Raw genomic sequence first — 24,888 nt, 5'->3', positions numbered from 1 at the left:
TTCACTGATAACCCAAGTCCAGTACCACTATCGATGCTCCAAAATACAACCTACCTTCCAAATCTATACTGCTCATACTTTGAACGCTCATTTTCCTACGAGGGACATCAAATTTTATCCTCCCGCCAGATCATCAAACTAAATTGGTCATTGATTCGTTGCAAAGAAAGAACTCTCGAACGAGCAGGTATGGCGTCACATTAAACCCATCTAATAAAAACAAAGCTTTATTAGCAAAAACTAAAGATCAAAATGCCATCATTTCGATTATTTATCACTCATAAAAACCAATTAATTATTTGTTTTTATGAGTAAATTAATTGTAACACTTCATTCATCACAGAAATAATTTGCAACATACCTACAATTCTCGAAAAGTTTCGAACGAAAATAAAACATTATTCGTTCGCTCCATTTTGAATGTTCTATTCCCCCAGCAACCTAATTACATTACGAGGCCATTATGTTTGGGATCTTTAAACCACACGCTCACATTGAGCGACTGTCTGCAGAACGAGTGGATAGCGCCTATTCACGTCTGCGTTGGCAACTTTTTATCGGTATTTTTGTCGGCTATGCGGGTTACTATTTAGTCCGTAAAAACTTTAGCTTAGCGATGCCTTATTTGATTGAACAAGGTTTTAGCCGTGGTGATCTGGGGGTCGCACTGGCTGCGGTTTCTATCGCTTATGGACTGTCCAAGTTCTTAATGGGTAACGTGTCTGACCGCTCCAACCCTCGTTATTTTTTAACGGCAGGCTTGGTTTTATCCGCCTTAGTGATGTTCTGTTTTGGTTTTATGCCTTGGGCAACGGGCAGTATTACCGCGATGTTCATTTTACTGTTCTTAAATGGTTGGTTCCAAGGGATGGGCTGGCCTGCCTGTGGTCGAACTATGGTGCATTGGTGGTCACGTAAAGAGCGCGGAGAAATTGTTTCGGTATGGAATGTTGCGCATAACGTGGGTGGCGGGCTGATTGGTCCTATTTTTATCCTAGGCTTATGGGCCTTCAGTGGTGACTGGAAAGCGGCTTTTTACGTTCCGGCTTTCTTTGCCTTGCTGGTGGCGCTATTTACTTGGTTAACCATGCGCGATACTCCACAATCTTGCGGCTTACCACCGATTGAAGAGTATAAAAATGACTACCCAGAAAATTACGATAAATCTCATGAAAAAGAGATGACAGCGAAAGAGATTTTCTTTAAGTACGTTTTTAATAACAAACTGTTATGGGCGATTGCGATTGCTAACGCATTCGTCTACCTCATTCGTTATGGTGTATTAGACTGGGCTCCAGTTTACTTGCAAGAAGCTAAAGCCTTTACGGTGAATAAATCTTCATGGGCTTATTTCCTCTATGAGTGGGCGGGTATTCCCGGAACCCTACTCTGCGGCTGGATCTCAGATAAAGTCTTTAAAGGTCGTCGCGCCCCTGCCGGCATTCTGTTTATGGTGTTAGTAACCCTAGCCGTATTGGTTTACTGGTTTAATCCAGCGGGTAACCCCATGGTTGATATGATGGCATTAATCGCTATCGGTTTCTTAATTTATGGCCCCGTGATGCTGATTGGTCTGTATGCGCTTGAATTAGCGCCGAAAAAAGCCGCAGGCACTGCAGCAGGTTTAACTGGGCTGTTTGGTTATCTCGGTGGTGCGGTCGCCGCGAACGCTATCTTAGGTTACACGGTTGACCATTTTGGTTGGGATGGTGGATTCTTTATCCTGGTTGCATCGTGCATTTTATCTATTGTTTGTTTACTCTACGCCTTTATCGGTGAACGAGCATTCCACAAAGAAAAAGACGCACGAGAAGCAGCGGAAGCCGCACAATAAACGCTTACTGAACCTTCTGTTTAACATCCACATCAGCCCGAAAATACCTCGGGCTGATGTTTTACGATTTGATAAAATTCATTCGTTGGAATATAAGATTTAAACAACTAAAGATTTTAGTTTAGAAAAACTTACCTGATAAGTTTGCTTAGTTATAGCCACAAAAATCAGGCTGTTGCGTAAACAGCATCGATACATAAGCAATCTAAATATAGCTCGATTATCCAATCAACCAAAAATAATAATATCCCCACACTGTATTTTACCTAGTGTCGGTCCAAGTAGATGAATAGTGCCCGGTAACTCGGGTTGAATACTTCCATCAAACTTCAACGTTACATGACCCAGAGTCGCTAGATTGTGGTTGGCTACGTCACCAACTGCGGTAATGATATAGGCATGATCTCCTATTAATAAAGTGCTGTCTAAATTAATACTGCTATTGAGATGACTATAGTTACGAATGACAAAGCAATAATCTTTTACCTCTTGCGGCGCATTTAAGCCAAATAGAATCATCATACGATCTTTTAAGGCATCTAAAGCTTGTTCACCAATATGTTCAATACTCGCAATATACTGGTACATTCTTAACTCACTGATAAATAAAAAACGAAACGAACCAAGCCAGTAACACGCTCGGCGCTCCGGTCAAAAAACGAGAATACAGTACAGACGGAACGCCCACTTGTACGGTTTCAGCTTCTGCCTCAGCAAGCCCTAACCCTACTGGAATAAAGTCACAACCCGCTTGAGCATTGACCGCAAATAACGCAGGTAAAGCCAGATGAGGTGGAATAGTTCCCATGCCAATTTGTGTTCCTATTAATACCCCTATCACTTGAGCAACAACTGCCCCTGGTCCTAAAAACGGCGATAAGAGAGGAAAAGAACAAATTAATGCCAAGGTAATGAGTCCCAGCGGATTATCCGCCAATGGCGCTAATCCTTGCGCCACAAGATCTCCCAGACCAGAAGCCAAAATAACTCCGATCAACATAGAGACAAAGGCCATGAAAGGAAGAATGGTTTTTATGACGGTTTCAATAGTTTCACGGCCAGCTTGATTAAGCGTGGCCATCACGGATCCCATTCCCATACCAATATTGGCTAATAATCCATGACTCTGCTGAGACAGTTTACGATTAATATCAAAATTTGTTTGCTCAAGAGTTGTATTCAACACAACTTGCTCTGCTTGTTGCTCTTCAATCAGTTGAAAACAGTCAGAAGAAACTGAAGAGACATAGTTGCTCTCAGTTATATACTCCGCCAAAGGACCACTTTTTCCGGTTGCATGAATATTGAGTGTAGAAATACCTTTTTTAGGGTATAAACCACAACGCAGTGTTCCTCCACAATCAATGACTACACAAGCGACCTGATCATCGTCAATATGCTGTTTAAAACCATCAATGCTCTCCATCCCGGTTAGGTTGACTATTTCATCGATAAAAGAGGGTTTCGTACCAGCGGTTATATAAAGGATTTTTTTCTGGGGCTGAATAGGAATAAATAACGGACCGCCCCAACCACCGGATCCAGCATTGACCTGCAGTATCTTCATGAAGGCTTACCATTTTTAATAATTTTCACTTGATCGCTAAGGACCACCCCTTGCTGTTTCGCAACCCACATCGTAGTAAAGTCAGTTACCCATCCACGCACAAAATTACTGACTAAACCGACCAATAAATAAGTAATCGCAAGCGGTCCTAAAGAAAGACCTTGTTGAGTTATCCCAGCAGCAATGCCGAGAAAAATAAAAAGTTCTCCGGGATTAACATGAGGAAACATACCATTCATTGAATGACATGAATACGATGCCGAGGCGTAAAACGAAGGCTTGTATTTTTCAGGTAAAAAGCGGCCTAAACTCAGCACCATTGGATTACAGAATACAAAAGTCCCAATGGTTGGCAGCAGTAAGTAACGAGAAAGTGGATTGGATGCACTTTTTTGCGCAATTCTCTCTATTCTATGTTGACCAAAGAGACGCATAAGTGTGTTCATTGCAACTAATAAACAAACAAGCAGTGGGAGGACATCCGTGACCATTGTCATGAAAACCTGCCCACCTTTTTCAAACAGACCAATAAACCAATCTGCCCCAAACAGTATCCAGTCCATACATTACTCTCGCCCAACAACTCAGCAGAGAGTGTTCATCTAATTGACAATTTTAAAAAGAGAGAAGAAAGGGAACTGTGAAACTAATCACGAGAATTTTCATTTCAAAAGTAGTAAAACAAAAATGATGTTAACTTTTTATAAATGACGACTCTCCAACACAAATAACGCGGATCCCTTTATGTTCAAGCGACTCCACACATTCGGTTGAAATACGATGATCGGTAATGAGGATATCTATCTTTTCCAACGGAACCACGACATTAGGGCTACGACGACCAAATTTACTTGAATCTGTTACAACAATAATTTGATTTGCAGCATCACACATGGCTTGACTGACTTGATAAGCCTCATTGTACGTTGTTGTCCCCTGTTTTAAGTCAAAGCCATCAGCACCAATAAAAAGTTTATCAAATGAAAAATGCTGAAATGCTTGCTCTGCAACTTGACCATGAAAAGAAGCTGACTTACGACGGTAGGTACCACCGGGCATAAGAACGGTATGTTCTGTCTCTAAATCAGCCATCGCATTAACAATATGCATACTGTTCGTCATCAGAGTCAGTGAGGCTAATCGATCAAAGTGTGACACCATCTGTAATGTTGTACTACCGCAATCTAAAATTATCGATTCTCCTTCATGAACAAGGCTCGCGGCCATTTGAGCTATTTGACATTTCATATCCAAATTAACCGTCTGCTTCTCATCCATTGAACGGTCTTCATGATGAATAAGCGAAGTTTGACAGGCTTCAGCAGCACCATAGCGACGAATAACCAAGGCATCTTCTTCTAGTGATCGTAAATCACTTCGAATGGTTGCTCCTGACGTTTTGAAAATTTTTGCTAGCTCATTAACGGATGTTTTGCCATGACGACGCAAAAAATGCAGTAATTGCTCTCTTCTATTATCTAGATTCATATCATTCACTTAACGATTATCTTGAGACTAGTTTAACATTAAACTTTCACATTGAAAGAAACAATCCCACAGTGTTATCGATTACTTTGAAAATGCGACACTTATCGCTTCTTGCAATCGTTTATCTAAGTGCTTAACTTGCTCACCTTTAATCGGCGAGGTTAAGCCTATTAATTCAGGCAGCGATTTTGGCCTTGCAAAAATCGTGACTCCCCGCATGACTTTAGCATCGATGATACGCTTATATTCATCTTCGACTAAAACCACAATCGTTCTCGGTTTCCAACGACTGCGCGTTTTACCAATTTTGACTTGTCCTTGTTTTGCTAGAGATTGCAGCATCCTATTGAATGCTCTGATTTGTAAAAAACCGAGAGCTATCTGCCCACCCCAAGCGCATAAAGCCAATACGATTAACCATGTTGTTTCATCCATTTTGGTTGCCCTCATCATTTAAAAAAGGGCAAGCAAAGCTCGCCCAAATACCTCAGAAGCATGCTGATACTAAAATCCTGGGGGAGGATTAAAACATCACTTGTCCACCAGTAATATTGATCGACTGGCCCGTACAGTATGCTGCACGATCACTAGCATAAAAGCTTAAAACGTTAAGAACATCTTGATAATCACAACCGGCTTTTAACGGAACCTTATCAATATAAATTTGTTCCACTTCGGACTCTGCCACTCCCAGTTTCTTAGCATACTGCGGAATCAAAGACTGAAACATCGGGCTTTTTAATAAGTTACCCAGCATCAAAGAGTGAACCGTAATCTGATGCTCTGCTAGATCCAGCGCCAATGATTGCGTTAGCCCAACCCCACCAAATTTGGCTGCAGAATAACCACTGTTATGTTTTGAACCCACTTTACCAGACTTAGAATTAATTTGAATTATGCGACCTCCTCTTCCTTCTCTAATCATGATCTTAGAAACTTCTCGCGCGCATAAGAAATAGCCCGTCAGGTTCACATTAATCGAAAGCTGCCATGCATCGAGTGGAAATTGATCAATTTTGGCCGCAGTTGCGGTTCCCGCGTTATAAACTAGGAGATCAACGCGCCCAAACCTCTCATCAACTTGCTGAACCATATGACAAACACTCGCTTCATGAGTCGCATCTACCGCAATTCCTATCGCTTTATTATCGCCATATTGTTGACAAATCTGCTCTGCCACCGATCGTGCATTCGACTCATTCAGATCAGCGACAGCGACAATATAACCTTCATCAGCTAGTCCTCGAGACAAAAACTCACCCAACGTTTGGCCACCACCAACCACTAATGCTACTTTATCCATGATTCACTCCAACTTTTCATTTGACATCTTACTTACAATATAAAATTCATAATTAACAAAACGTTATCACCTAAAAAAGGCAATCTGTTCCCCACAAAGGATTTGTGTTGGTCTTTGCCCATTCACATGAAGACAACCGGGATACTCAGCTTGATCCAATGCATCGAAACGAATCGTTATATGGCCTAATTCAGCTAAGTTTTGGTTCACTACCTCACCAACCGAAGTAATAGGATAGCGTTGCTGACCAATCATTAAGGTGTAACCAGCTTCAATCGGTGCTTTCAACGTATCGTGACTATGGATAAAACAGTAATCGGCAGCATCTTGTGGTGCGATTTGGCTAAAGATAATCATCATGTCATCTTCTAAAGCTTCATAAGCAAAAGCACCTATTCGTTCGACTTGTACTTGATAAAGGGCAGACATCACTTCGTCTCCTTATTGATAAATAAACATTGAAACAAACCAAGCGAGCATGACGGTTGGAGCCCCTGTTAGAAAACGAGAATACAAGACAGAAGGCACACCAATTTCAACCGTTTTCGGCTTTGCCTCAGCCAAACCTAATCCGACAGGAATAAAATCGCAGGCTGCTTGCGCATTGATTGCGAATAACGCTGGTAAGGCTAATTGCGGTGGGATATGACCTAACCCGATCTGGGTACCTACTAATACCCCTATGACCTGTGCTATCACCGCCCCTGGGCCCAAAAAAGGCGATAATAGGGGAAAGGAGCAAATCAGCGCTAAGGTGATTAATCCGAGCGGATTCTGAGCCAATGGTGTCAGAAAATGAGCAATGAAGTCACCAAGCCCTGACGCCATAATCACCCCAATAAGCATCGAAACAAAGGCCATAAAAGGTAAAATGGTTTTTAAAACGGTATCTATCGTTTCTCGACCGGCTTGGAAAAAGACCGCCATGACAGACCCCATACCGATACCAATTTTGGCCAATAGCCCATCACTTTGTTGAGTCAGTTTTTTACTCGTATCAAATTTACTCTGGCTTGCATCTTGCTCATCAAGATCACGCGAGATTGTGGCAGACTGTGCCTCCTCTCCTTGGTACAAGTTGATATTTTTTTCTCTAACACCAGAGACATAAATATCTTCAGTAATATATTGAGCCAAAGGACCGCTTTGCCCCGTGGAGTGAATATTGATGGTAGGAATACGTTTTTTAGGATATAAACCACAGCGTAAGGTGCCACCACAATCGATTACAGCTACAGCAATTTCATCGTCATTAATGGTGGTTTTAAAACCATCAACAGCTTCCCATCCTGTTAGCTCGGCTAGCTTATCGACGATGGCTGGACGTGTACCGCCCGTGATGTAAATAATTTTCTTATTAGGCTCAACTGGTAAACGTAAAGGACCACCCCAACCACCATTACCTTTTTCAATTTGAATGTAATTCATTATCTTCTTCCTCTATTTGAAATGAACTTCACTTTCAAGTTGAACACCTTGTTGCCGTTCAACCATCATGGTGGTGAAATCAGTGACCCATCCGCGGAAAAAATTCGTGACCATCCCAACCAGTAAATAGCTGACCGCCAAAGGACCAAGCGGTAAACCCAGTGTCGTTAATCCACTAGCTATACCCAAATACACAAACAATTCACCTGGGTTAATATGCGGGAAGAGGCCATTCATAGAGTGGCAACTGTACGATGCCGCCGCATAATAAGAAGGCTTGTAACGCTCAGGTAAAAATCGCCCAAGACTTAATGTCATCGGATTACAAAAAATAAAGGTACCGATAACGGGTAGCACTAAGTAACGAGATATCGGGTTTCCTGCACTACGCTGTGCCAAGCGTTCAACACGCTCTTGTCCCACAAACTGAATTAATGCGTTCATTGCCACGAGTAACGCAATCAGCAATGGCAGTATTCCTGTTACCATGCTCACGAAAACGTCGCCCCCTTTTTGGAACAGTCCAATAAACCATTCCGCACCATGAATTATCCATTCCATCTTTAGATCCTCATCTAATTGTGACTGTGTCTTACCACGCAGACATACTCCCACCTTAACTTTCAAACTAAAAGATAAAGTTTTCACCAAATTGAAAGCGATCACAAAAATAAACTTTCACAGTAAAAATAAACGGGATTTACACTTTCATTTTGTTGGTGGGATTGAAATAATAAGTTGGGCACGAAGAAATACTGACACAATGACTTTCACTTGAAAGTCATTAGTAATGAGAAATGAAAATGGACAAGAGAAAATGACAATAACCGAACGTATGATTCAATGTGGTAAACAGGTCATTCAACAGGAATTAGAACAAGGAGCTCGACTTCAAAGCAGGATGGATAAGGACTTTGCCCACTGTTGCGTCGCGATACAGCAATGCAAAGGCAAAATTGTTCTTTTTGGTATCGGTAAATCAGGCCATATTGGAAAAAAAATTGCAGCGACCCTAGCTTCTACGGGATCGGCAGCATTTTTTATTCACCCAGCAGAAGCTTTACATGGCGATCTAGGTATGGGGACTGAACACGACTTAGCTATTTTGATCTCTTACTCTGGCGAAGCCAATGAATTTAAAACGATTGTACCTCTATTACTTAACAAACGTATTCCTATCATTGCCATCACAGGACAACGCGATAGCTACTTAGCCAAGCATAGTCACTATCTTTTAGATATTCATGTCGAAAAAGAAGCCTGTCCACTTGGCCTCGCTCCAACCTCTAGTACTACTAATACCCTATTAATCGGGGATGCACTTGCTTTAACCGTCATGTCTGAAAAAAAATTCACCGCCGAAGAGTTTGCTTGTTCTCATCCTGCAGGTGCTCTGGGCGCACGACTGTTAACACAAGTCTATCAACTGATGACCAATGTGCATACTACTGCCTATTGTTCACCACAAACTTGCTTAACCGAAGTCATTGAGATCATGTGTCGGACTGGATTAGGATTAATTGCAGTAGTAGAAAAAGAAAAAATCCTAGGTGTATTTACTGATGGTGATTTACGCCGAGCATTACATGGCAATGTCTCACTAACCATAGATATCAAACAATTAATGACAAACAAGCCAACGGTGATTATACATTCAACACTATGCCATCAGGCTCTTTCTATTATGCGCCAAAATGAAATAACGGCTTTACCGGTTATTAATGAACAGGGTTGCTATCAAGGAGTCATCAATCAACAAACGATCCAACGTGCGGGAATATTCTAATGGCTTTCTATCTACCGTATTACTTCAACACTTTCACACTCTGACGGACAACCAGCGTTGGTTCTAGCTGAACCATTTGAGGTTCGCGGCTCTGATTTTCAAGCTTATTTAATAGTGTTTCGATGGCAGCCTGACCTAAACGGTATTTAGGCTGATGAATAGTCGTCAGGGAAGGCGTCATAAAATTTGCGATATGAATATCATCATAACCGATGATCGAAAGCTGATCTGGAATAGCAATATCAAGGTCACTGGCGGCATGAATCACCCCCATGGCCATCATGTCATTACTAACAAAAAGTGCGCTGGGCAATGGCCCTTTTTTTTGCAATCGATACAGTGCTTGCGCGCCTCCTTCACATTCAAAATCAGACTCCGTAATCCAGTCAGGATTGATGGTTAAGCCCGCTTCTAACATGGCTCGTTTATAACCTTCATAGCGCATTTGCGCTTGATGACGACTCAGTGGTCCAGTAATACAGCCGATGGATTGATGACCACATTCAATTAAGTACTGGGTCGCCATGTAGCCACCACGCAGTGAGTTATCTTGGATTTTATCACTGGCAAATAGCATTGGCCCCCAATCCATAACCACCACTGGAATATCAGGATAGCGCTCAAAGACTTCAATCCGTTCGCCTTCTAAGGTCGAGCACATTAAAATTAAGCCATCGACTCGTTTTTGTAATAGGGTATTGATCGACGCTTTCATGCGTTGATTATCCCCTTCGGTATTACATAAGATCAGGCTATAACCTTGTTGATAGCAGCTGCGCTCAACCCCTTTAACGACTTCTCCGAAAAATGGGTTGGTTGAGGTAGTCACTAACATACCAATGGTACGGGTACGATTCATTTTTAAACTACGCGCCAAAGCAGAAGGCGCGTAATTGAGATCTTTCGCGGCTTTATTGACTCGCTCGGCAATATCATCACTAACATAGCGAGTCTTATTGATCACATGGCTAACCGTGGAAGTCGAAACCCCTGCAACGCGCGCAATATCTTTCATGGTTGCCATATCATCTTATCCCTTATTGATGCTGAGCTAAAAATTCATCCACTTCTTGGCGAGTCGGAATCGACGTTTGTGCGCCAAAACGAGTAACTGAAATCGCTGCTGCGGCATGAGCAAACTTAATCGCGGATTCTAAAGGCATATTCTCTAACAAGCCAGTCACAAACGCACCATTAAATGTATCGCCCGCGGCGGTGGTGTCGGTGGCCGAGACACGAAAACCGGGGATCAGTTGTCCATGCCCATTTTCACTCAACCAAACCCCTTTTGCGCCAAGGGTAATAATAACAATTTCAATGCCTTGCTGATGTAACACTGTTGCCGCTTGCTGGGCTGAAGCATCATCGGTGACGGTAATGCCGGTGAGCACTTGCGCTTCTGTTTCATTAGGAGTGATCACATCAACACAACTGAGCAAACTCAATGGCAACTCACGGGCTGGCGCTGGGTTGAGCACCACATTCGTTTTCGCTTGTTTAGCGACTTGCGCCGCTTTAATGATGCCGTCAATCGGTGTTTCAAGTTGCATTAACAAGTAGCTGGCGGCACGAATGCTTGGTAGGTCATCTTCGATCGCTTCTGCGGTTAATCGGTCATTCGCCTCAGCTGAAAGACAAATACTGTTTTCTCCACGATCAGACACTTGGATCATCGCAATGCCTGTTGGGCAATCCGCTTGTACTTTCACACCACGAATATCCATTCCATCCAGCTTAAATCGTTCACAACTTTCGATACCAAAGGCATCATCACCAACACAGGCAATAAAGCCAATATCCGCTTTTAAGCGCGCGGCGGCAACCGCTTGGTTTGCACCTTTACCACCAGGGATGACTTGATAATTTCGGCCATGAAGCGTTTCTCCAGGACGAGGAAAAGTAGGGACTTGTAGAACATGGTCAGCATTGACACTACCTAATACCACCAATTTGTTCATAAGAATTATCCTTCTATAAGATAGAAAACCTCGCTCTATACTCAGAGCGAGGTATACGATAGGTGAGTTATTGACTGATAATTTTCAGTGGCACAGGAAGATAAGCCTCAACCGTCTGACCTTTGAGGATCTTATCAGCGGTTTCAACCCCTAAAGCGCCAATCATGTCGGGTTGCTGAGCGACCGTTGCCCCTAACTGACCACGTTTTACTGCGGCAATGCCGTCGTCAGTACCATCAAAACCAACAATCAAAATGTTTTTACCAGACGCTTGCACTGCGCGCAGCGCGCCCAATGCCATTTCATCATTTTGCGCAAAAACAGCTTGCACGCTTGGGTTTGAGGCCAGTAAATTTTCCATGACGTTTAATCCTTTGGTGCGATCAAAGTCAGCAGGTTGGCTGGCAAGTAAAACCATATCATGCTCTTTAACTGCGTTCATAAAACCTTGTCCGCGTTCACGAGCCGCGGAGGTGCCGGCGATCCCTTCGAGCTGAATGACTTTGGCTTTTTCACCAATTTTTTCGATGATAAACTGGCCAGCCATTTCTCCGCCCATTACGTTATCCGAAGCGATATGACTGACGACCTCACCACGGCTCGCACCACGATCCAAGGTTACCACAGGGATTTTTGCGCGATTAGCTCGGCGAATAGCATTCGATACGGCATCAGAATCGGTTGGGTTAATTAAAATCGCTTTTACACCTCGAACCGTCAGATCTTCTACGTTCGACAGCTCTTTACTTGGGTCATTTTGCGAGTCCAAAATGATCAGGTTATAGCCTAAGTCTTTGGCTTTCGCTTCCGCACCATCTTTCATGGTGACAAAGAATGGATTGTTCAGGGTTGAAACGACAATGGCAATCGTGTCTTTAGCTGAAGCAGAGACCGATACCGAAGCCGATAACAGCGCAGCAGAAATTAACGTCGCAAGTTTTTTCATGTTAATCATCCTTTTTTGGTAGGGGGAACCAGACAAAAGCACGCTTACATCTGGTAGGTTCACGTTTTACTTATTTTTATTGTCCACCAGCACAGCCAGCAATATAACGGCCGCTTTCGCTATCATCTGGTAGTAAGAGGTCACATCGAGTAAGTTTAATGCGTTATTTAAAAAGCCGATGATCAGTGCGCCAATTAAGGTGCCCATGATCCGACCTTTACCGCCCATTAAGCTGGTACCGCCTAATACAACCGCTGCAATCGCATCCAGCTCATAGCCCATGCCTGCCGTAGGTTGCGCAGAAGAGAGCCGAGAAGTAACAATAATGCCCGCCAAAGCCGATAACAGACCACAAATGGCGTACACACCGATTTTGACGCGATCAACATTGATACCGGATAAACGCGCCGCTGACTCATTACCACCCATGGCATAGATATAACGACCAAAACGTGTGTGATTGAGCAAGTACCACGCCGCCGCAAATACCACCACCATCATCCAAACGGGTACAGGAATGCCCAGTGCGTAACCCGTACCAAACCAAGCAAATGCATCAGCGGTATCGGTAAATCCGGTTGAAATAGGACGCCCATCGGTATAAACCATGGTGACGCCACGCAGCAGCGTCATAGTAACGAGAGTAGCAATGAAAGCTTGTACCTTACCTTTGGCGATGATGATGCCACTGATACCTCCTAGTACGGCACCGGCAAGTAAAGCCGTGGGTACTGCTACTAGAACCGGAACTTCGAGAGCAATCAGACTGGCAGCAAATGCTCCACATAGGGCCAACACAGAGCCAACACTGAGATCAATGCCTGCGGTTAAAATAACTAAAGTCATACCAACCGCAATGATCGCGTTCACTGATGTCTGACGTAAAATATTCAGTATGTTGTCGACGGTAAAAAAGTTGGGATTTAAAAATGACACCACAACGACTAAAAATAGCAGAGCAATCAGTGACTTTTGTTCAATCAACCACGCTTTACTAAACCACTTTTTACCACCGTCTGGCGTCTGATTACTTAGAGTTTTACTATTCATGCTGCTTCCTCGTTCAAGGTTTTGCCAACGGCACACGCTAAAAGATTTTCTTGATTGGCTTGCTTGGCATCAAATTCGCCACTGATCCGCCCTTCATGCATCACTAAAATTCGATCGCTCATACCAAGTACCTCTGGCATTTCCGATGAAACTAAAATGATACTCATCCCTTGCGCTTTAAACTTATTGATTAATTGATAGATTTCTTTTTTCGCACCTACATCAACGCCACGTGTCGGTTCATCTAAAATCAGTACCTTAGGTTTCGTCATTAAGCCTTTGGCGATCGCCACTTTTTGCTGATTCCCACCTGAAAGATGACCAATGATCTGGTTGCGAGAAGGGGTTTTTATATTGAACAGTTGAATGAAATCTTCTACCGCTGTCGCTTCTGCGCCATGCTGAATTTGTATGCCCTTGGTCAGTTTATCGAGGGCACACAGCGACATATTTTCTTTGACTGATAAACCGAGTACCAGACCATCGCCTTTGCGATCTTCTGAGATGTAGGCAATACCATTGGCTAAACCATCTTGCGGGCTAACGGGGTTAATGGTGCGGCCATTAAGATTAATCACGCCCCGCTCAGAAGGCAGCGCGCCATAAATCACCTTCATTAATTCGCTACGTCCCGCTCCCATCAAACCAGAGATACCTAAAATCTCTCCTCGACGCAGGGTAAAGCTGACATCATGAATCCCCGATCCGGTCAAACCTATCACTTCGAGACAAACTTTATTTTCTGGCTCTACGTCAATACGTGGATACTGCTCTTCTAATTTACGCCCAACCATCATTTCAATCAGACCATCTTCATCCGTCTCACTGACTTGGCATTGACCGATGAATTTGCCATCTCGCAACACGGTAATATCATCGCAAATTTCAAAAATTTCTTTTAAACGATGAGAGATATAAACAATGCCACAGCCTTGGTCGCGCAATTCATTAATCACATTAAACAATGAGGCGGTTTCGGTATCCGTTAAAGCGTCGGTTGGCTCATCCATGATGATCACCTTGGACTCAAAAGACAGAGCCTTGGCGATTTCCACCATCTGCTGTTCACCAAGACTCAGCTCACCGAGCAAGGTTTTGGCACTGTGTTTAACATTAAGACGGGCTAACAGTTGATCGGCTTCCGCGTACATCTCTTGCCACAAAATGCGGCCGAAAGCACTGGTTTTTTCTCGACCAAGAAAGATGTTTTCTGCAATTGTCAGCTGCGGGATCAGGTTTAACTCCTGATGAATAATACTGATCCCCGCTTGCTGAGAATCCCTAGGGCCTTTGAAACTGGCTGGTTGACCTTGATACTCTATGGTGCCAGCATCTTTGCTGTAGATCCCCGTCAATACTTTCATTAAGGTCGATTTGCCAGCGCCATTTTCTCCCATCAAGGCCATGACTCGACCGGGATAGACGTTTAAACAAGCTTGATCAAGCGCTTTCACACCAGGAAAAGCTTTATCAATCTGACTGAGAGCTAAAATCGGTTGAGTCATCACTCCTCCTTATCGTTAAATCACAACATCGAACGCTAAAACACCACGCCCGATTGAAAAATCACATTGGCATAGGGTGTACACTCACCGGTTCTTACCACCGCGCGGCTGGCAACCGTACGAGTTTTAAACTCATTATGGCTAAGATACTCAATCGCAATAGGTTGACCTGTTTTCTGTTGCTCGCGGCGTAACTCAGCGAGTAATTCGCTATGTAAATCAGGACTGACTTGAGCAAACTCGTTAGCCAATAGCACCGCTTGCACTTGCATTTCGCTGAGGATGACTCGCACCGTATCCAAAAAACTCGGGATACCCTGCGTTAAAGCTAAATCGATCCGCTGTACAGAATCGTCAATCGGTAAACCAGCATCGCCAATCGTAATTTCATCGGTATGACCTAACGTGGCGACTAGATAAGAGAGCTCTGCGTTTAGTAGGAGACTTTTTTTCATTATTTGACCTTTATTTCAGTGCACGTTGAGGTGAAGCGAGGACCCATCTCGACAGTTAATTATTGACAAAACACTCATCGAAACGTTTCGATAGCATAATAACGCCACTTTTTTGCTTTGCATCTAGATTAAAATCAGACTGTGAGTTGGATCGTTTTATCGATATTTGATGATCGATAAACAGTGAGAATGATCACTGAGATTTTTATCAGCCAATCAATGATCCGCTGAGTCATATCCGCAATTGCAGTAGGAAAAACAGAAAAATAACCAGAAAGCATGGCTTGTTGTAGAGCGACTTAGGTATCATGACTTACGTTTTCTTTATCGGTAGATCAACAATGAAAAAATTAGCGTTATTATTGCTCAGTACCTTGGCTCTCACTGCTTGTGAAAACGAAGTAGGTACTAGCTCTTGGTGCCAAGAGATGCGTGAAAAACCTAAAGGTGAATGGAGTGCCCAAGGAGCCGTGGATTTTGCTAAACACTGCGTATTACAAACCGAAGTGGGCAGTCAAGAGTGGTGTGAGGATATGCAAGAGAAACCGAAAGGCGATTGGACAGCCAATCAAGCGACCTCATACGCGAAACACTGTATTTTTTAGTTTCTCGGACACTAGGGTCTGTAGACCTTTCGCGATTCAATTTTGTTCGAAAGGTCTACAGACCCTAAAAATAGGATGAAAAGATGCTCACTACTGGCGGGCATCTTTTGGAGAATCCATGACGACCATAGTGCTAATGGATTTTACCGTTAGGCATTCACCTAACACATCGGCATGAAAGCGCTTATAAGCACTGAGATCTTTAGTCTCCACACGAAGTAAGTACTCATTCATTCCAGTAATGTTATGACACTCCACCACCTCTTTAGCAAAGCGTACGTGCTCTTCAAAACTGAGTTGTGCCTTTTTGGTATGGCTATTCAAACCAATCGCAACATACGCCACAAACCCAATATCAAGTTGGCTTTTATCGACGATCACTCGATAGCCTTTAATGACTTTCTTGCGCTCAAGCTCTTGCACTCGCCTTAGTGTCGCTGAGGGTGATAACCCTACCCGCTCGGCAAGCTCAACATTAGAGATCCGTCCATCCGCTTGAAGCTCTTGCAATATTCGTTCGTCAAATCTATCCATAAGTCATTTTTATTGCTAATTAAGGTCATTGAAAACAAATATAAACACAATATTGCCCAACAATACCATTATTATTTTCTCATCATTTACTTAACAAGAGCCGCTCATGGATTACACACAATGGGGACCACTCATCGCATTCGCGTTTGTTTCTACTTTTTCACCCGGTCCAAATAACATCATGCTCATGACCTCAGGAGCCAACGTCGGATTTGTACGGACCATTCCTCATATGTTGGGCATTACTTTAGGATTCAGTATCATGGTACTGCTGGTTGGTATTGGACTCACCGAACTGTTTCATCGTTATCCAATGCTACAATACGGACTGCAAATCATCTGCACCGCCTATTTAGTCTATTTAGCCGTAAAAATAGCCTTGAGTAACCCCTCACAAACAACGCAGCACTATCAACCGATGACCTTTACTGCCGCGGCACTCTTTCAGTGGGTAAATCCGAAAGGCTGGTCCATGGCACTCACCGCAGTGAGTGTGTTTAACCAACAGGCAAGTTGGATACAATTAATGGTCATCGCCTTGGTATTTGCTATGGTCAATATACCATCGGTAAGCGTTTGGACGGTAGCGGGTAAGCAGTTAAGCCAGTGGATGAATCATCCACGCTATGTCCGTTGGTTTAATGGTGCCATGGGGGGATTATTGCTGCTGTCTGTATTGCCGATGCTATAAATAGGTTGTTTTGCTCAAGCTTAGGGAGAAATACTGACTTTTTACGCCAAGCGCAGTAAACTCTCCCTTGTTTTTAACCACTGTTGTCTTCACTATGCCTGCCCATTGCTTCACTCCATTTGCAACCGACATCACTGCTATCCCGTTACCTGAGCGCTTCACTTATCCGTTTTGTTATCAGCCACATCCTTTAGCGCTGATTGCCGCCAAACAGTTACAAACTCATCTAACGACACAAAATGATTGGGTCCACCCTTTTGGTATGGAACGACAAAGTGACGGTCACGGAAAAATGTTTGGTGTTTTAGTGGTGAAAAATGCTCAGAACCAATTGGGGTATCTCGCTGCATTTTCTGGCCAGCTCGCCGAACAAGATCATCTCCCCGGTTTTGTGCCTCCAGTCTTTGACCGTTTTACACAAACGGAATTTTTTAGCGTAGAAGCCAACCATATTGCCGAAATAAATCAGCAAATTAGCCAGTTAATGCACTCAGAACAGCTCAGCGCTCTTATTGAAGCTTTACAGGCCTGCCAAGAACAAGCGAAACAAGCGATTAGCACGCAGCAAAAAGCAATGATCGACAGCCGAGCACAGCGAAAACAACAGCGCGCCACGGCGACCAGCCAAGCAACAACAGCGGAGCAACAAGAGTTATTCAACCAACTTGCTCAGCAAAGCGTGCAAGAAAAATGGCAATTAAAACAGCTTAAGCTTGAATGGCAACAAAAGACTGCGGTGTTAGATGAACAGCTCAAGCAACTCAATCATAAAATAACCGAACTAAAACAAGAGCGTAAGCAACGTTCAGCACGCTTGCAGCATCAACTCTTCTCACACTATTTCTTTCTTAACCAGTACGGCGAGAAGAAAAACCTCAATGCTATTTTTGCTCCGTGTCCAAACCCAGTCCCTCCAGCAGGTGCAGGGGAATGCGCGGCACCGAAATTACTGCATTATGCTTTTCAGCACCAACTAACCCCAATCGCGTTAGCGGAATTTTGGAGGGGTAGCTCACCGAAATCGGAGATCCGCCAGCACGGTAAGTTTTACCCCGCTTGTCAAAGTAAGTGTCAACCGATTTTGGCGCACATGCTCAAAGGTATGCCGTTAGAGGATAATCCCTTATTAGTGAATCCTGCCGAGGGTAAACAAATTGAGATTATCTACCAAGATGAGGCAATCGTCGTTATCAACAAACCTGCTGAGTTTTTATCCGTACCAGGCGTTAATATTAAAGATTCCGCTTTCACCCGCTTAGCTGAGCAATTTCCTAACTGTGAAGGTCCATTTGTCTTGCACCGCTTAGATATGTCGACATCAGGACTGTTAGTGTTCGCCTTAACGCGCCGCGCGAATAAATCCCTACAAAAACAATTTATTACTCGGCAAATTGACAAACAGTATGTGGCTTTATTATCCGGCGAACTTGAACAAGATAGCGGAGATATTACGCTGCCTCTGGCCGCGGACCTAGACGATAGACCAAGACAAAAGGTCTGCTTTGAGATAGGAAAATCGGCGCAGACACGGTGGGAAAAGGTAGCGATTGAACAAGGTAAAACCCGAGTGAATTTATATCCTCATACGGGACGAACCCACCAATTGCGCGTCCACTGCGCTCATCCTGATGGATTGGGTTTTCCTATCGTTGGCGATGATCTGTATGGGCAAGCTGCTGAAAGACTGTGTTTACATGCTCAGAAGTTAAGCTTTTCTCACCCCTATCATCATCAAAAAATGACCTTTGAAGTGCCAGCAGACTTTTAATTACAGACTTGAGCCTTTAGTCGCGGGTTTTATCTCTTTATGGATTTTCGTATTTTTGGTTTCCTTGGCGTCAACCGCATCGACTAATTGAGTAACGTTTTCACCTGCAGCAGGGTGAGTCATGCCATTAAAACGTCCACCTTGTTCAATACTCAGATCGTCAGTATACAGAGTGCCATTAACCACCCCTTTACTTAAAATCTCGATTTTGTCGGCGTGACAAGTGCCTTCAAATGCGCCGTTAATGATCACATGTTGCGCAAAAATATCACCATTTACCGCGCCACTTTCACTAACCACAATGGTCTTAATAACATGCAGTTGTCCATCGACAAGACCATCGATTTGAATATTGTCTTCTAACCGGAGTTGTCCGCTAATTGAACAGCCTTTTGCGATGAGAGTTGTAGCTGCGCGCTGACTCTGAGTTCGACTTTGTTTACTAAAGATTCCCATCGAATACCTCTTACTTGACTAAATAAACTTTCAAAATCATTAATGCCCCAATCGACAAAAGGTTTGGGATCTAATGGTCGACCAACAAAACGCACTTCATAATGTAGATGAGGCCCAGAAGAGAGACCGGTATTACCCGAATAAGCAATCAGATCGCCCTTTTGTACAAAATCACCACTCTTAACCGCAAACTTTTGTAAGTGCGAATAAGAGCTTGAAAAACCATAAGCATGTTGTAAGCGCAAAAAGTTACCTGAACCTTGGTTACTCGCCCGAGTGACTTCCACCACGCCATCGGCTGGCGCGTAGACAGGAGTACCGATATTGACCGCAAAGTCTTGCCCGCGATGAAAAAGCACCTTACCTGTTACAGGATGAGTTCGCTGACCATATCCTGACGAAATTCTTGCCTCATGCACAGGTGCGCCACTGGGAATTTGGGTTAACATCACCATTCTCACCGAAGAAGTTATCGCTGCTGTATCCAAGCGAGACTCTAATTCCGCACCACTGTCTTCCATACCTAAAACTTTTTCGAGATCGCCTAGTCGATCGGCAACCAACTGCATTTTTTCTTCACGCTCTTGTAAATCATGCTCTAAATTATTTTTTAGTTCTTGCAGTGAAGATAGCTCACCCAGTAATGAAGAGGATTGGCTCTCTAGTTCTTGCTGCTTTAATTTGGCAAAATCCACTTCGCTGGACAAATAATAGATCACCCCACCAATGGTCAGTAATGCAACTAGCAGAGTATAACCCACTGTTTTTAAAACATGCCGATACCACTTGCCGAGATGAAAGTGTCGCGTGCCGTGGATAGATGAAACAGAAACGATAACCTTTTCTTTCATTGATTCTATTAATACTAAGGTGGAATTATTTGATTCTAGCAGGTAACCCGCAATGACTAAACGTTTTGCTTGATTGGACTACACTAGGTTAAGCAGCTTCTGACATGGATCTCTTTTTTATTTTTATAATAAGTTGCGATAAATAGCCTCTCTACCTGACACTGATATCCCAAAACAACTTGAGATTGCCAATCAACATCAAGCGATTCCATCCACCATAAGCATAGATAAAGAGACAATAAGTGTCGTTGTAACTGTGTGCAAAGGTGGCGGATCATACTACCCCTCTTCATCACTCAGTAACATCAGATGAGAAAACAATGGGTGAAGGAATATTCTGATAACGCATCCTCACACCATTTCGTCGAACTGTACTTAAATTACAGAAATCATTTAAACATCGTCAATTATTTATTTTTTTAATAATAGGCAAAATTAGTACGGTACTTAGATCACACAATTATTCAAACAAATCAATCATTGTCACTTAATTGAGATCTTGATCACCATATGAGATAAATGAAAATTACCAAATTTGATACATAGCGCAACTAAAATAAATTGACAAAATTAAAACAAATGAAATGTAAATTAATTACACAGCAAAATGGTGAAGAGAATCACGTAATGAGCGCAGTTGAAAGACAGTTATCGCGTGATAGATCACAAAAAACCCGTTGTCAGCTCTAACGTAAAATTGTGTGATAGATTGATTGGGTACTAAGCAACCAACGGTTTTAGACGAACCGTTATCACACTACTTCTTTAGAACATCGAACGGGGAACGGATATGTTATCACCAGATGCTAAGGTCAAGATACAAAATTTTGGCCGTTTCTTATCAAACATGGTTATGCCCAATATTGGTGCGTTTATCGCTTGGGGCTTTATTACCGCACTTTTTATTCCTACAGGTTGGTTACCCAATGAAACATTAGCTTCTTTAGTTGGCCCGATGATCACCTACTTGCTGCCTCTACTGATCGGTTATACCGGGGGTAAGTTAATCGGTGGTGAACGAGGTGCCGTTGTCGGTGCAATAACCACCATGGGGGTTATCGTCGGTACGGATATTCCTATGTTTATGGGCGCAATGATCGTCGGACCAATGGGCGGCTGGGCCATCAAATACTTTGATAAACGTGTTGATGGCAAGATTAAAAGCGGCTTCGAAATGTTAGTGAACAATTTCTCTGCTGGTATTATCGGTATGATCTGCGCCGTCATCGCCTTTTATTTAATCGGCCCTTTTGTCAAAGTACTCTCGGATGTTTTAGCGGCTGGCGTTAACTTTTTGGTCGCAGCGCACCTACTTCCATTAACATCCATTTTTGTCGAACCTGCGAAAATTCTATTTCTCAACAATGCCATTAATCACGGTATTTTCTCCCCACTTGGCATTCAACAAGCCAGCGAAACAGGGCAATCCATTTTCTTCCTGATTGAGGCTAACCCAGGACCGGGATTAGGTATCTTATTAGCCTATATGGTGTTTGGTAAAGGGACCGCTCGTCAAACCGCTGGTGGAGCAACGATTATTCACTTTTTCGGTGGTATTCATGAGATCTACTTCCCTTACATACTGATGAATCCTCGCCTAATCTTAGCCGCGATTGCTGGCGGAATGACTGGAATCTTTACCTTAACCCTATTCAATGCAGGCATTGTCTCTCCTGCCTCACCAGGTTCTATTTTTGCCATTTTATTAATGACCAATAAAGCCTCCATGCTTGGTGTGATCTGTTCTATTTTTGCCGCCGCAGCCGTCTCCTTCATTGTTGCAGCCATTCTCATGAAAGCGCAGCATTCAACCGATGAAGAGGGCGATCAAGGTTCACTCGCCAAAGCTACTGCGCAAATGAACACGTTAAAATCCACAACAGCAGAACAAGCTAAACCGTCACCAGCTAAGCATGATCTCAAACTAAACCATGTCAAAAGCATCATTGTGGCCTGTGATGCGGGGATGGGATCAAGCGCTATGGGAGCCAGTTTATTACGTAAGAAAGCGCAAGCAGCGGGCTTAAACGTCACCATCACAAATCTGGCGATCAATAACTTGCCACAAGATGTGGATATTGTGATCACCCATAAAGATCTCACCGACAGAGCGCGTAAACACGCTCCTAATGCCCAGCATCTATCACTCACCAATTTTCTTGATAGCGATATGTATAATCAATTAGTCATCCAACTGCTGGCCGCCACACATCCCAAAGCAGCCAATGACAGTTGTCTCATTAAAGCACCGTTAGTCGCCGCTAATGATGAGTATTTTGACCCTCAGCAACCTTCCATTTTTAGCTTACAGAAAGACAATATCTACCTAGGTTTAACCGCCATCCATAAAGAGGAAGCCATTCGCTTTGCTGGTAATAAGCTCGTAGAACTTGGCTATGTGTACCCGGAATATGTTGATGCGATGCTTGCGAGAGAACAATTAGTCTCGACCTACTTAGGTGAATCGATCGCGGTTCCTCACGGCACAATTGAAGCCAAAGATCGAGTCATCAAAACGGGTATTGTCATTTGTCAGTACCCATCCGGCGTCCAATTTAGCGACGATGAAAACGATATCGCCAAATTAGTGATCGGTATTGCCGCCAAAAATGATGACCATATTCAAGTCATTACTGCCATCACCAATGCCCTTGATGATCCAGAGGCCATCAACACCCTGACCTCGACCAATAACATCAAAGAGATATTGGCAATTTTGAACAATGCCCAAGCGGCCTAATTGCCTTTGCTCTTGAGGCAAACGAGGTCAGCATCCCCCGAAATTTATGCTGACCTCACCCTAATCTTTGTCAGTCACTATTTGGTAGGTAATGAATTATGAAAAATGCAGTACATTTTGGTGCCGGTAATATTGGCCGTGGTTTTATTGGAAAACTACTCGCCGATGCGCACATTCAAGTCACATTCGCCGATGTTAATGACCCCTTAGTGGATCAACTTAGTCATCAACAACAGTATAAAGTTAAGATTGTCGGTCATGACTGTCAGATTGATACCGTTACTAAGGTAACCGCCGTTAACTCCGCCAGCCACGAGCTCATTGAACGAATGATTAACACCGATTTAGTCACCACGGCTGTCGGCCCCGCCGTATTGGATATGATTGCAAAAACCATCGCCAAAGGGATTGAAGCGCGTTTTGCGGCCGGTAATCAACAACCTCTTAATATTATCGCTTGTGAAAACATGGTACGAGGCACTAGCCATTTAAAAACTGAGGTGTTTAAGTATTTATCCTCTGATCTCCAAGCCAAAGCAGAACAATACATTGGATTTGTTGACTCAGCCGTCGATCGAATTGTCCCTCCCGCCGAAGCCGCCAACGACGATCCACTTGACGTCACAGTAGAAAGCTTTAGTGAATGGATTGTCGATGAGCAGCAGTTTAAAGGCGAAGTTCCTTGTATCAAGGGCATGGAAACCACCCAAAATCTGATGGCCTTTATCGAAAGAAAACTGTTTACCCTCAATACCGGACACTGTATTACTGCTTACTTGGGCTGTTTGAAAGGGCACCATACCATTCGTCAAGCCATTGAAGACCCAGAGATACGCGCCGAGGTCAAACAAGCGATGCTAGAGAGTGGCGAAGTACTCATCCAACGTTATGGGTTTGATCGCACAATGCATCATGCGTACATCGAAAAAATCTTATCGCGTTTTGCAAATCCTTACTTAGTCGATGAAGTGGATCGCGTTGGACGTCAACCTCTACGAAAATTAGGGCCGAATGATAGATTAATCAAGCCATTACTCGGTACAATAGAGTACGGCACAGACAATACAACCTTACTGAAAGGGATTGCCGCCGCCCTAAAATATACCAACCTTAACGATCCGCAATCCATTGAATTGCAAGCTTCACTCAAAGAACGCGGGATCTCAAAAACGCTGGCACATTATTCAGGCTTAAAAGAAAACAGTGTCGAAGTACAAAAAATTGAAGCAATTTATCATCAGCTTTAACGTGACACTAAGATGGGAAGGCCACCGCCTTCCTATCTCAACCTTAAATTAGATAGTATATGGCACAGAAAATTGACGAAATCGATATTTTAGAACAACTGAACAACGCCCCCTCTGTGCGTGGCTTTTTTATCACAACCGTTGACATATTGACCCAAGCGGTTGATGCACTGATGCAGCGTATTTTTCGTAAAGATAATTTTGCGGTGCAATCGGTTGTTGGACCATTATTAGACGATACAGGACCACTTGGTAACCTTTCTGTTCGCTTAAAACTGTTATATGGCCTAGGCGTGGTGACCGATGACACTTATCACGATATCGAAGCCATCATCAAACTGCGTAATCAATTGAATAGTGATGCTATGGAGTACAGCTTTACCGATCCTAAAGTAATTCACGCCATAAAAGCATTAAATCTTGTCCAAAACAGAGGATTGTTACCTGTGACGATGGTTGATCCAGATGGCGACATCGATCTCGACTTTTATCACTTACAACTACAGCGCCAACAGCAAGTGATCCGCTCTGGACTTTCCTTAGCGATTATTGAGGTTTGTAATGAACTCAATAAAGAGAGCCCGTTTTAAATCATCATGGCCTATTGTATGACTCGTTCTCGAACTGATCATTAGAAATGACAAAGATCGTCTTCCCAATTTCTCGGCAATACACT

Annotated in this window: 26 protein-coding genes; 8 read left to right on the top strand and 18 right to left on the bottom strand. The window is 43.3% G+C overall.

What is annotated here, in order from left to right; translation table 11 throughout:
* Positions 1-463: 463 nt before the first annotated feature.
* Positions 464-1,834, top strand: coding sequence for a glycerol-3-phosphate transporter (gene glpT, locus BSR11_RS13640; protein ID WP_072670885.1), 1,371 nt, complete (start codon positions 464-466; stop codon positions 1,832-1,834).
* Positions 1,835-2,062: 228 nt separating this feature from the next.
* Here glpT and BSR11_RS13635 read toward each other — a convergent pair whose 3' ends face one another.
* The 9 genes from BSR11_RS13635 to srlA (BSR11_RS13595) all read right to left on the bottom strand — a co-directional run bounded on the left by BSR11_RS13635 (position 2,063) and on the right by srlA (BSR11_RS13595) (position 8,181).
* A complete protein-coding gene (locus tag BSR11_RS13635; protein ID WP_072670884.1) occupies positions 2,063-2,422 on the bottom strand; it encodes a PTS glucitol/sorbitol transporter subunit IIA in 360 nt (119 codons plus the stop codon).
* A gap of 7 nt (positions 2,423-2,429) precedes the next feature.
* Complete coding sequence (srlE, locus tag BSR11_RS13630; RefSeq protein ID WP_072670883.1) at positions 2,430-3,401, bottom strand: PTS glucitol/sorbitol transporter subunit IIB; 972 nt, start codon at positions 3,399-3,401, stop codon at positions 2,430-2,432.
* A complete protein-coding gene (srlA, locus tag BSR11_RS13625) occupies positions 3,398-3,964 on the bottom strand; it encodes a PTS glucitol/sorbitol transporter subunit IIC (protein ID WP_072670882.1) in 567 nt (188 codons plus the stop codon). The genes srlE (BSR11_RS13630) and srlA (BSR11_RS13625) overlap by 4 nt, the downstream gene beginning before the upstream one ends.
* 130 nt (positions 3,965-4,094) lie before the next feature.
* The gene (gene srlR, locus BSR11_RS13620) at positions 4,095-4,889 is read right to left on the bottom strand and encodes a glucitol operon DNA-binding transcriptional repressor SrlR (protein ID WP_072670881.1); all 795 of its coding nucleotides are present in this window, start codon (positions 4,887-4,889) and stop codon (positions 4,095-4,097) included.
* An 81-nt stretch (positions 4,890-4,970) separates the two neighbouring features.
* A complete protein-coding gene (locus BSR11_RS13615; protein WP_072670880.1) occupies positions 4,971-5,324 on the bottom strand; it encodes a transcriptional regulator GutM in 354 nt (117 codons plus the stop codon).
* Between the two features lie 88 nt (positions 5,325-5,412).
* Positions 5,413-6,192, bottom strand: a complete 780-nt coding sequence (gene srlD / locus BSR11_RS13610; RefSeq protein WP_072670879.1) for a sorbitol-6-phosphate dehydrogenase — start codon at positions 6,190-6,192, stop codon at positions 5,413-5,415.
* Between the two features lie 66 nt (positions 6,193-6,258).
* The gene (locus tag BSR11_RS13605) at positions 6,259-6,621 is read right to left on the bottom strand and encodes a PTS glucitol/sorbitol transporter subunit IIA (RefSeq protein WP_072670878.1); all 363 of its coding nucleotides are present in this window, start codon (positions 6,619-6,621) and stop codon (positions 6,259-6,261) included.
* Between the two features lie 12 nt (positions 6,622-6,633).
* Positions 6,634-7,620, bottom strand: a complete 987-nt coding sequence (gene srlE / locus BSR11_RS13600; protein WP_072670877.1) for a PTS glucitol/sorbitol transporter subunit IIB — start codon at positions 7,618-7,620, stop codon at positions 6,634-6,636.
* A gap of 12 nt (positions 7,621-7,632) precedes the next feature.
* Positions 7,633-8,181, bottom strand: a complete 549-nt coding sequence (gene srlA / locus BSR11_RS13595) for a PTS glucitol/sorbitol transporter subunit IIC (RefSeq protein WP_072670876.1) — start codon at positions 8,179-8,181, stop codon at positions 7,633-7,635.
* Between the two features lie 256 nt (positions 8,182-8,437).
* Here srlA (BSR11_RS13595) and BSR11_RS13590 point away from each other — a divergent pair, with 256 nt between their 5' ends.
* A complete protein-coding gene (locus BSR11_RS13590; protein WP_139299848.1) occupies positions 8,438-9,406 on the top strand; it encodes a KpsF/GutQ family sugar-phosphate isomerase in 969 nt (322 codons plus the stop codon).
* A 19-nt stretch (positions 9,407-9,425) separates the two neighbouring features.
* Here BSR11_RS13590 and BSR11_RS13585 read toward each other — a convergent pair whose 3' ends face one another.
* The 6 genes from BSR11_RS13585 to rbsD all read right to left on the bottom strand — a co-directional run bounded on the left by BSR11_RS13585 (position 9,426) and on the right by rbsD (position 15,320).
* On the bottom strand, positions 9,426-10,430 hold the full coding sequence (locus BSR11_RS13585) for a substrate-binding domain-containing protein (RefSeq protein WP_072670875.1): 1,005 nt from the start codon (positions 10,428-10,430) through the stop codon (positions 9,426-9,428).
* Positions 10,431-10,443: 13 nt separating this feature from the next.
* Entirely contained in the window at positions 10,444-11,364 is a 921-nt protein-coding gene (gene rbsK / locus BSR11_RS13580) for a ribokinase (RefSeq protein ID WP_072670874.1), read from the bottom strand.
* Positions 11,365-11,431: 67 nt separating this feature from the next.
* The gene (gene rbsB / locus BSR11_RS13575) at positions 11,432-12,310 is read right to left on the bottom strand and encodes a ribose ABC transporter substrate-binding protein RbsB (RefSeq protein WP_072670873.1); all 879 of its coding nucleotides are present in this window, start codon (positions 12,308-12,310) and stop codon (positions 11,432-11,434) included.
* 66 nt (positions 12,311-12,376) lie between these two features.
* Positions 12,377-13,360 (bottom strand): ribose ABC transporter permease, encoded by a 984-nt coding sequence (gene rbsC, locus BSR11_RS13570; RefSeq protein WP_072670872.1) that lies wholly within the window; start codon positions 13,358-13,360, stop codon positions 12,377-12,379.
* A complete protein-coding gene (rbsA, locus tag BSR11_RS13565; protein WP_072670871.1) occupies positions 13,357-14,865 on the bottom strand; it encodes a ribose ABC transporter ATP-binding protein RbsA in 1,509 nt (502 codons plus the stop codon). The genes rbsC and rbsA overlap by 4 nt, the downstream gene beginning before the upstream one ends.
* A 35-nt stretch (positions 14,866-14,900) precedes the next feature.
* Positions 14,901-15,320, bottom strand: coding sequence for a D-ribose pyranase (gene rbsD, locus BSR11_RS13560; protein WP_072670870.1), 420 nt, complete (start codon positions 15,318-15,320; stop codon positions 14,901-14,903).
* Between the two features lie 341 nt (positions 15,321-15,661).
* Here rbsD and BSR11_RS13555 point away from each other — a divergent pair, with 341 nt between their 5' ends.
* Positions 15,662-15,925 (top strand): DUF3012 domain-containing protein, encoded by a 264-nt coding sequence (locus tag BSR11_RS13555; RefSeq protein ID WP_072670869.1) that lies wholly within the window; start codon positions 15,662-15,664, stop codon positions 15,923-15,925.
* Between the two features lie 90 nt (positions 15,926-16,015).
* Here the strand turns inward: BSR11_RS13555 and BSR11_RS13550 are convergent, their stop codons facing one another.
* Positions 16,016-16,459 carry an Lrp/AsnC family transcriptional regulator gene (locus BSR11_RS13550; RefSeq protein ID WP_072670868.1) on the bottom strand — a complete coding sequence of 148 codons (444 nt, stop codon included), beginning with the start codon at positions 16,457-16,459 and terminating at the stop codon, positions 16,016-16,018.
* 106 nt (positions 16,460-16,565) lie between these two features.
* On the opposite strand from BSR11_RS13550, the gene BSR11_RS13545 reads away from it, so the two are divergent.
* Together BSR11_RS13545 and BSR11_RS13540 are read left to right on the top strand one after the other, a co-directional pair.
* Positions 16,566-17,150 (top strand): LysE family translocator, encoded by a 585-nt coding sequence (locus BSR11_RS13545; RefSeq protein ID WP_072670867.1) that lies wholly within the window; start codon positions 16,566-16,568, stop codon positions 17,148-17,150.
* A 94-nt stretch (positions 17,151-17,244) separates the two neighbouring features.
* Positions 17,245-18,918, top strand: coding sequence for an RluA family pseudouridine synthase (locus BSR11_RS13540; RefSeq protein WP_072670866.1), 1,674 nt, complete (start codon positions 17,245-17,247; stop codon positions 18,916-18,918).
* Here BSR11_RS13540 and BSR11_RS13535 read toward each other — a convergent pair whose 3' ends face one another.
* Together BSR11_RS13535 and BSR11_RS13530 are read right to left on the bottom strand one after the other, a co-directional pair.
* A complete protein-coding gene (locus tag BSR11_RS13535) occupies positions 18,919-19,374 on the bottom strand; it encodes a bactofilin family protein (RefSeq protein WP_072670865.1) in 456 nt (151 codons plus the stop codon). It abuts the gene before it with no gap.
* Positions 19,278-20,225 (bottom strand): M23 family metallopeptidase, encoded by a 948-nt coding sequence (locus BSR11_RS13530; RefSeq protein ID WP_072670864.1) that lies wholly within the window; start codon positions 20,223-20,225, stop codon positions 19,278-19,280. The genes BSR11_RS13535 and BSR11_RS13530 overlap by 97 nt, the downstream gene beginning before the upstream one ends.
* A 790-nt stretch (positions 20,226-21,015) precedes the next feature.
* Here BSR11_RS13530 and BSR11_RS13525 point away from each other — a divergent pair.
* The 3 genes from BSR11_RS13525 to BSR11_RS13515 all read left to right on the top strand — a co-directional run bounded on the left by BSR11_RS13525 (position 21,016) and on the right by BSR11_RS13515 (position 24,802).
* Entirely contained in the window at positions 21,016-22,965 is a 1,950-nt protein-coding gene (locus BSR11_RS13525; RefSeq protein ID WP_072670863.1) for a PTS mannitol transporter subunit IICBA, read from the top strand.
* Between the two features lie 98 nt (positions 22,966-23,063).
* Complete coding sequence (locus BSR11_RS13520; RefSeq protein WP_072670862.1) at positions 23,064-24,212, top strand: mannitol-1-phosphate 5-dehydrogenase; 1,149 nt, start codon at positions 23,064-23,066, stop codon at positions 24,210-24,212.
* Positions 24,213-24,271: 59 nt separating this feature from the next.
* Positions 24,272-24,802, top strand: a complete 531-nt coding sequence (locus tag BSR11_RS13515) for an MltR family transcriptional regulator (protein WP_004396869.1) — start codon at positions 24,272-24,274, stop codon at positions 24,800-24,802.
* The last annotated feature ends 86 nt before the right edge of the window (positions 24,803-24,888 follow it).

Origin of the sequence: Vibrio injensis (genome assembly GCF_001895205.1) — a bacterium.
GTDB classification, from domain to species: Bacteria; Pseudomonadota; Gammaproteobacteria; order Enterobacterales; family Vibrionaceae; genus Vibrio; species Vibrio injensis.
The sequence above is the reverse complement of the archived record's forward strand: the minus strand, read 5'-3'. Positions and strand labels throughout refer to the sequence as shown.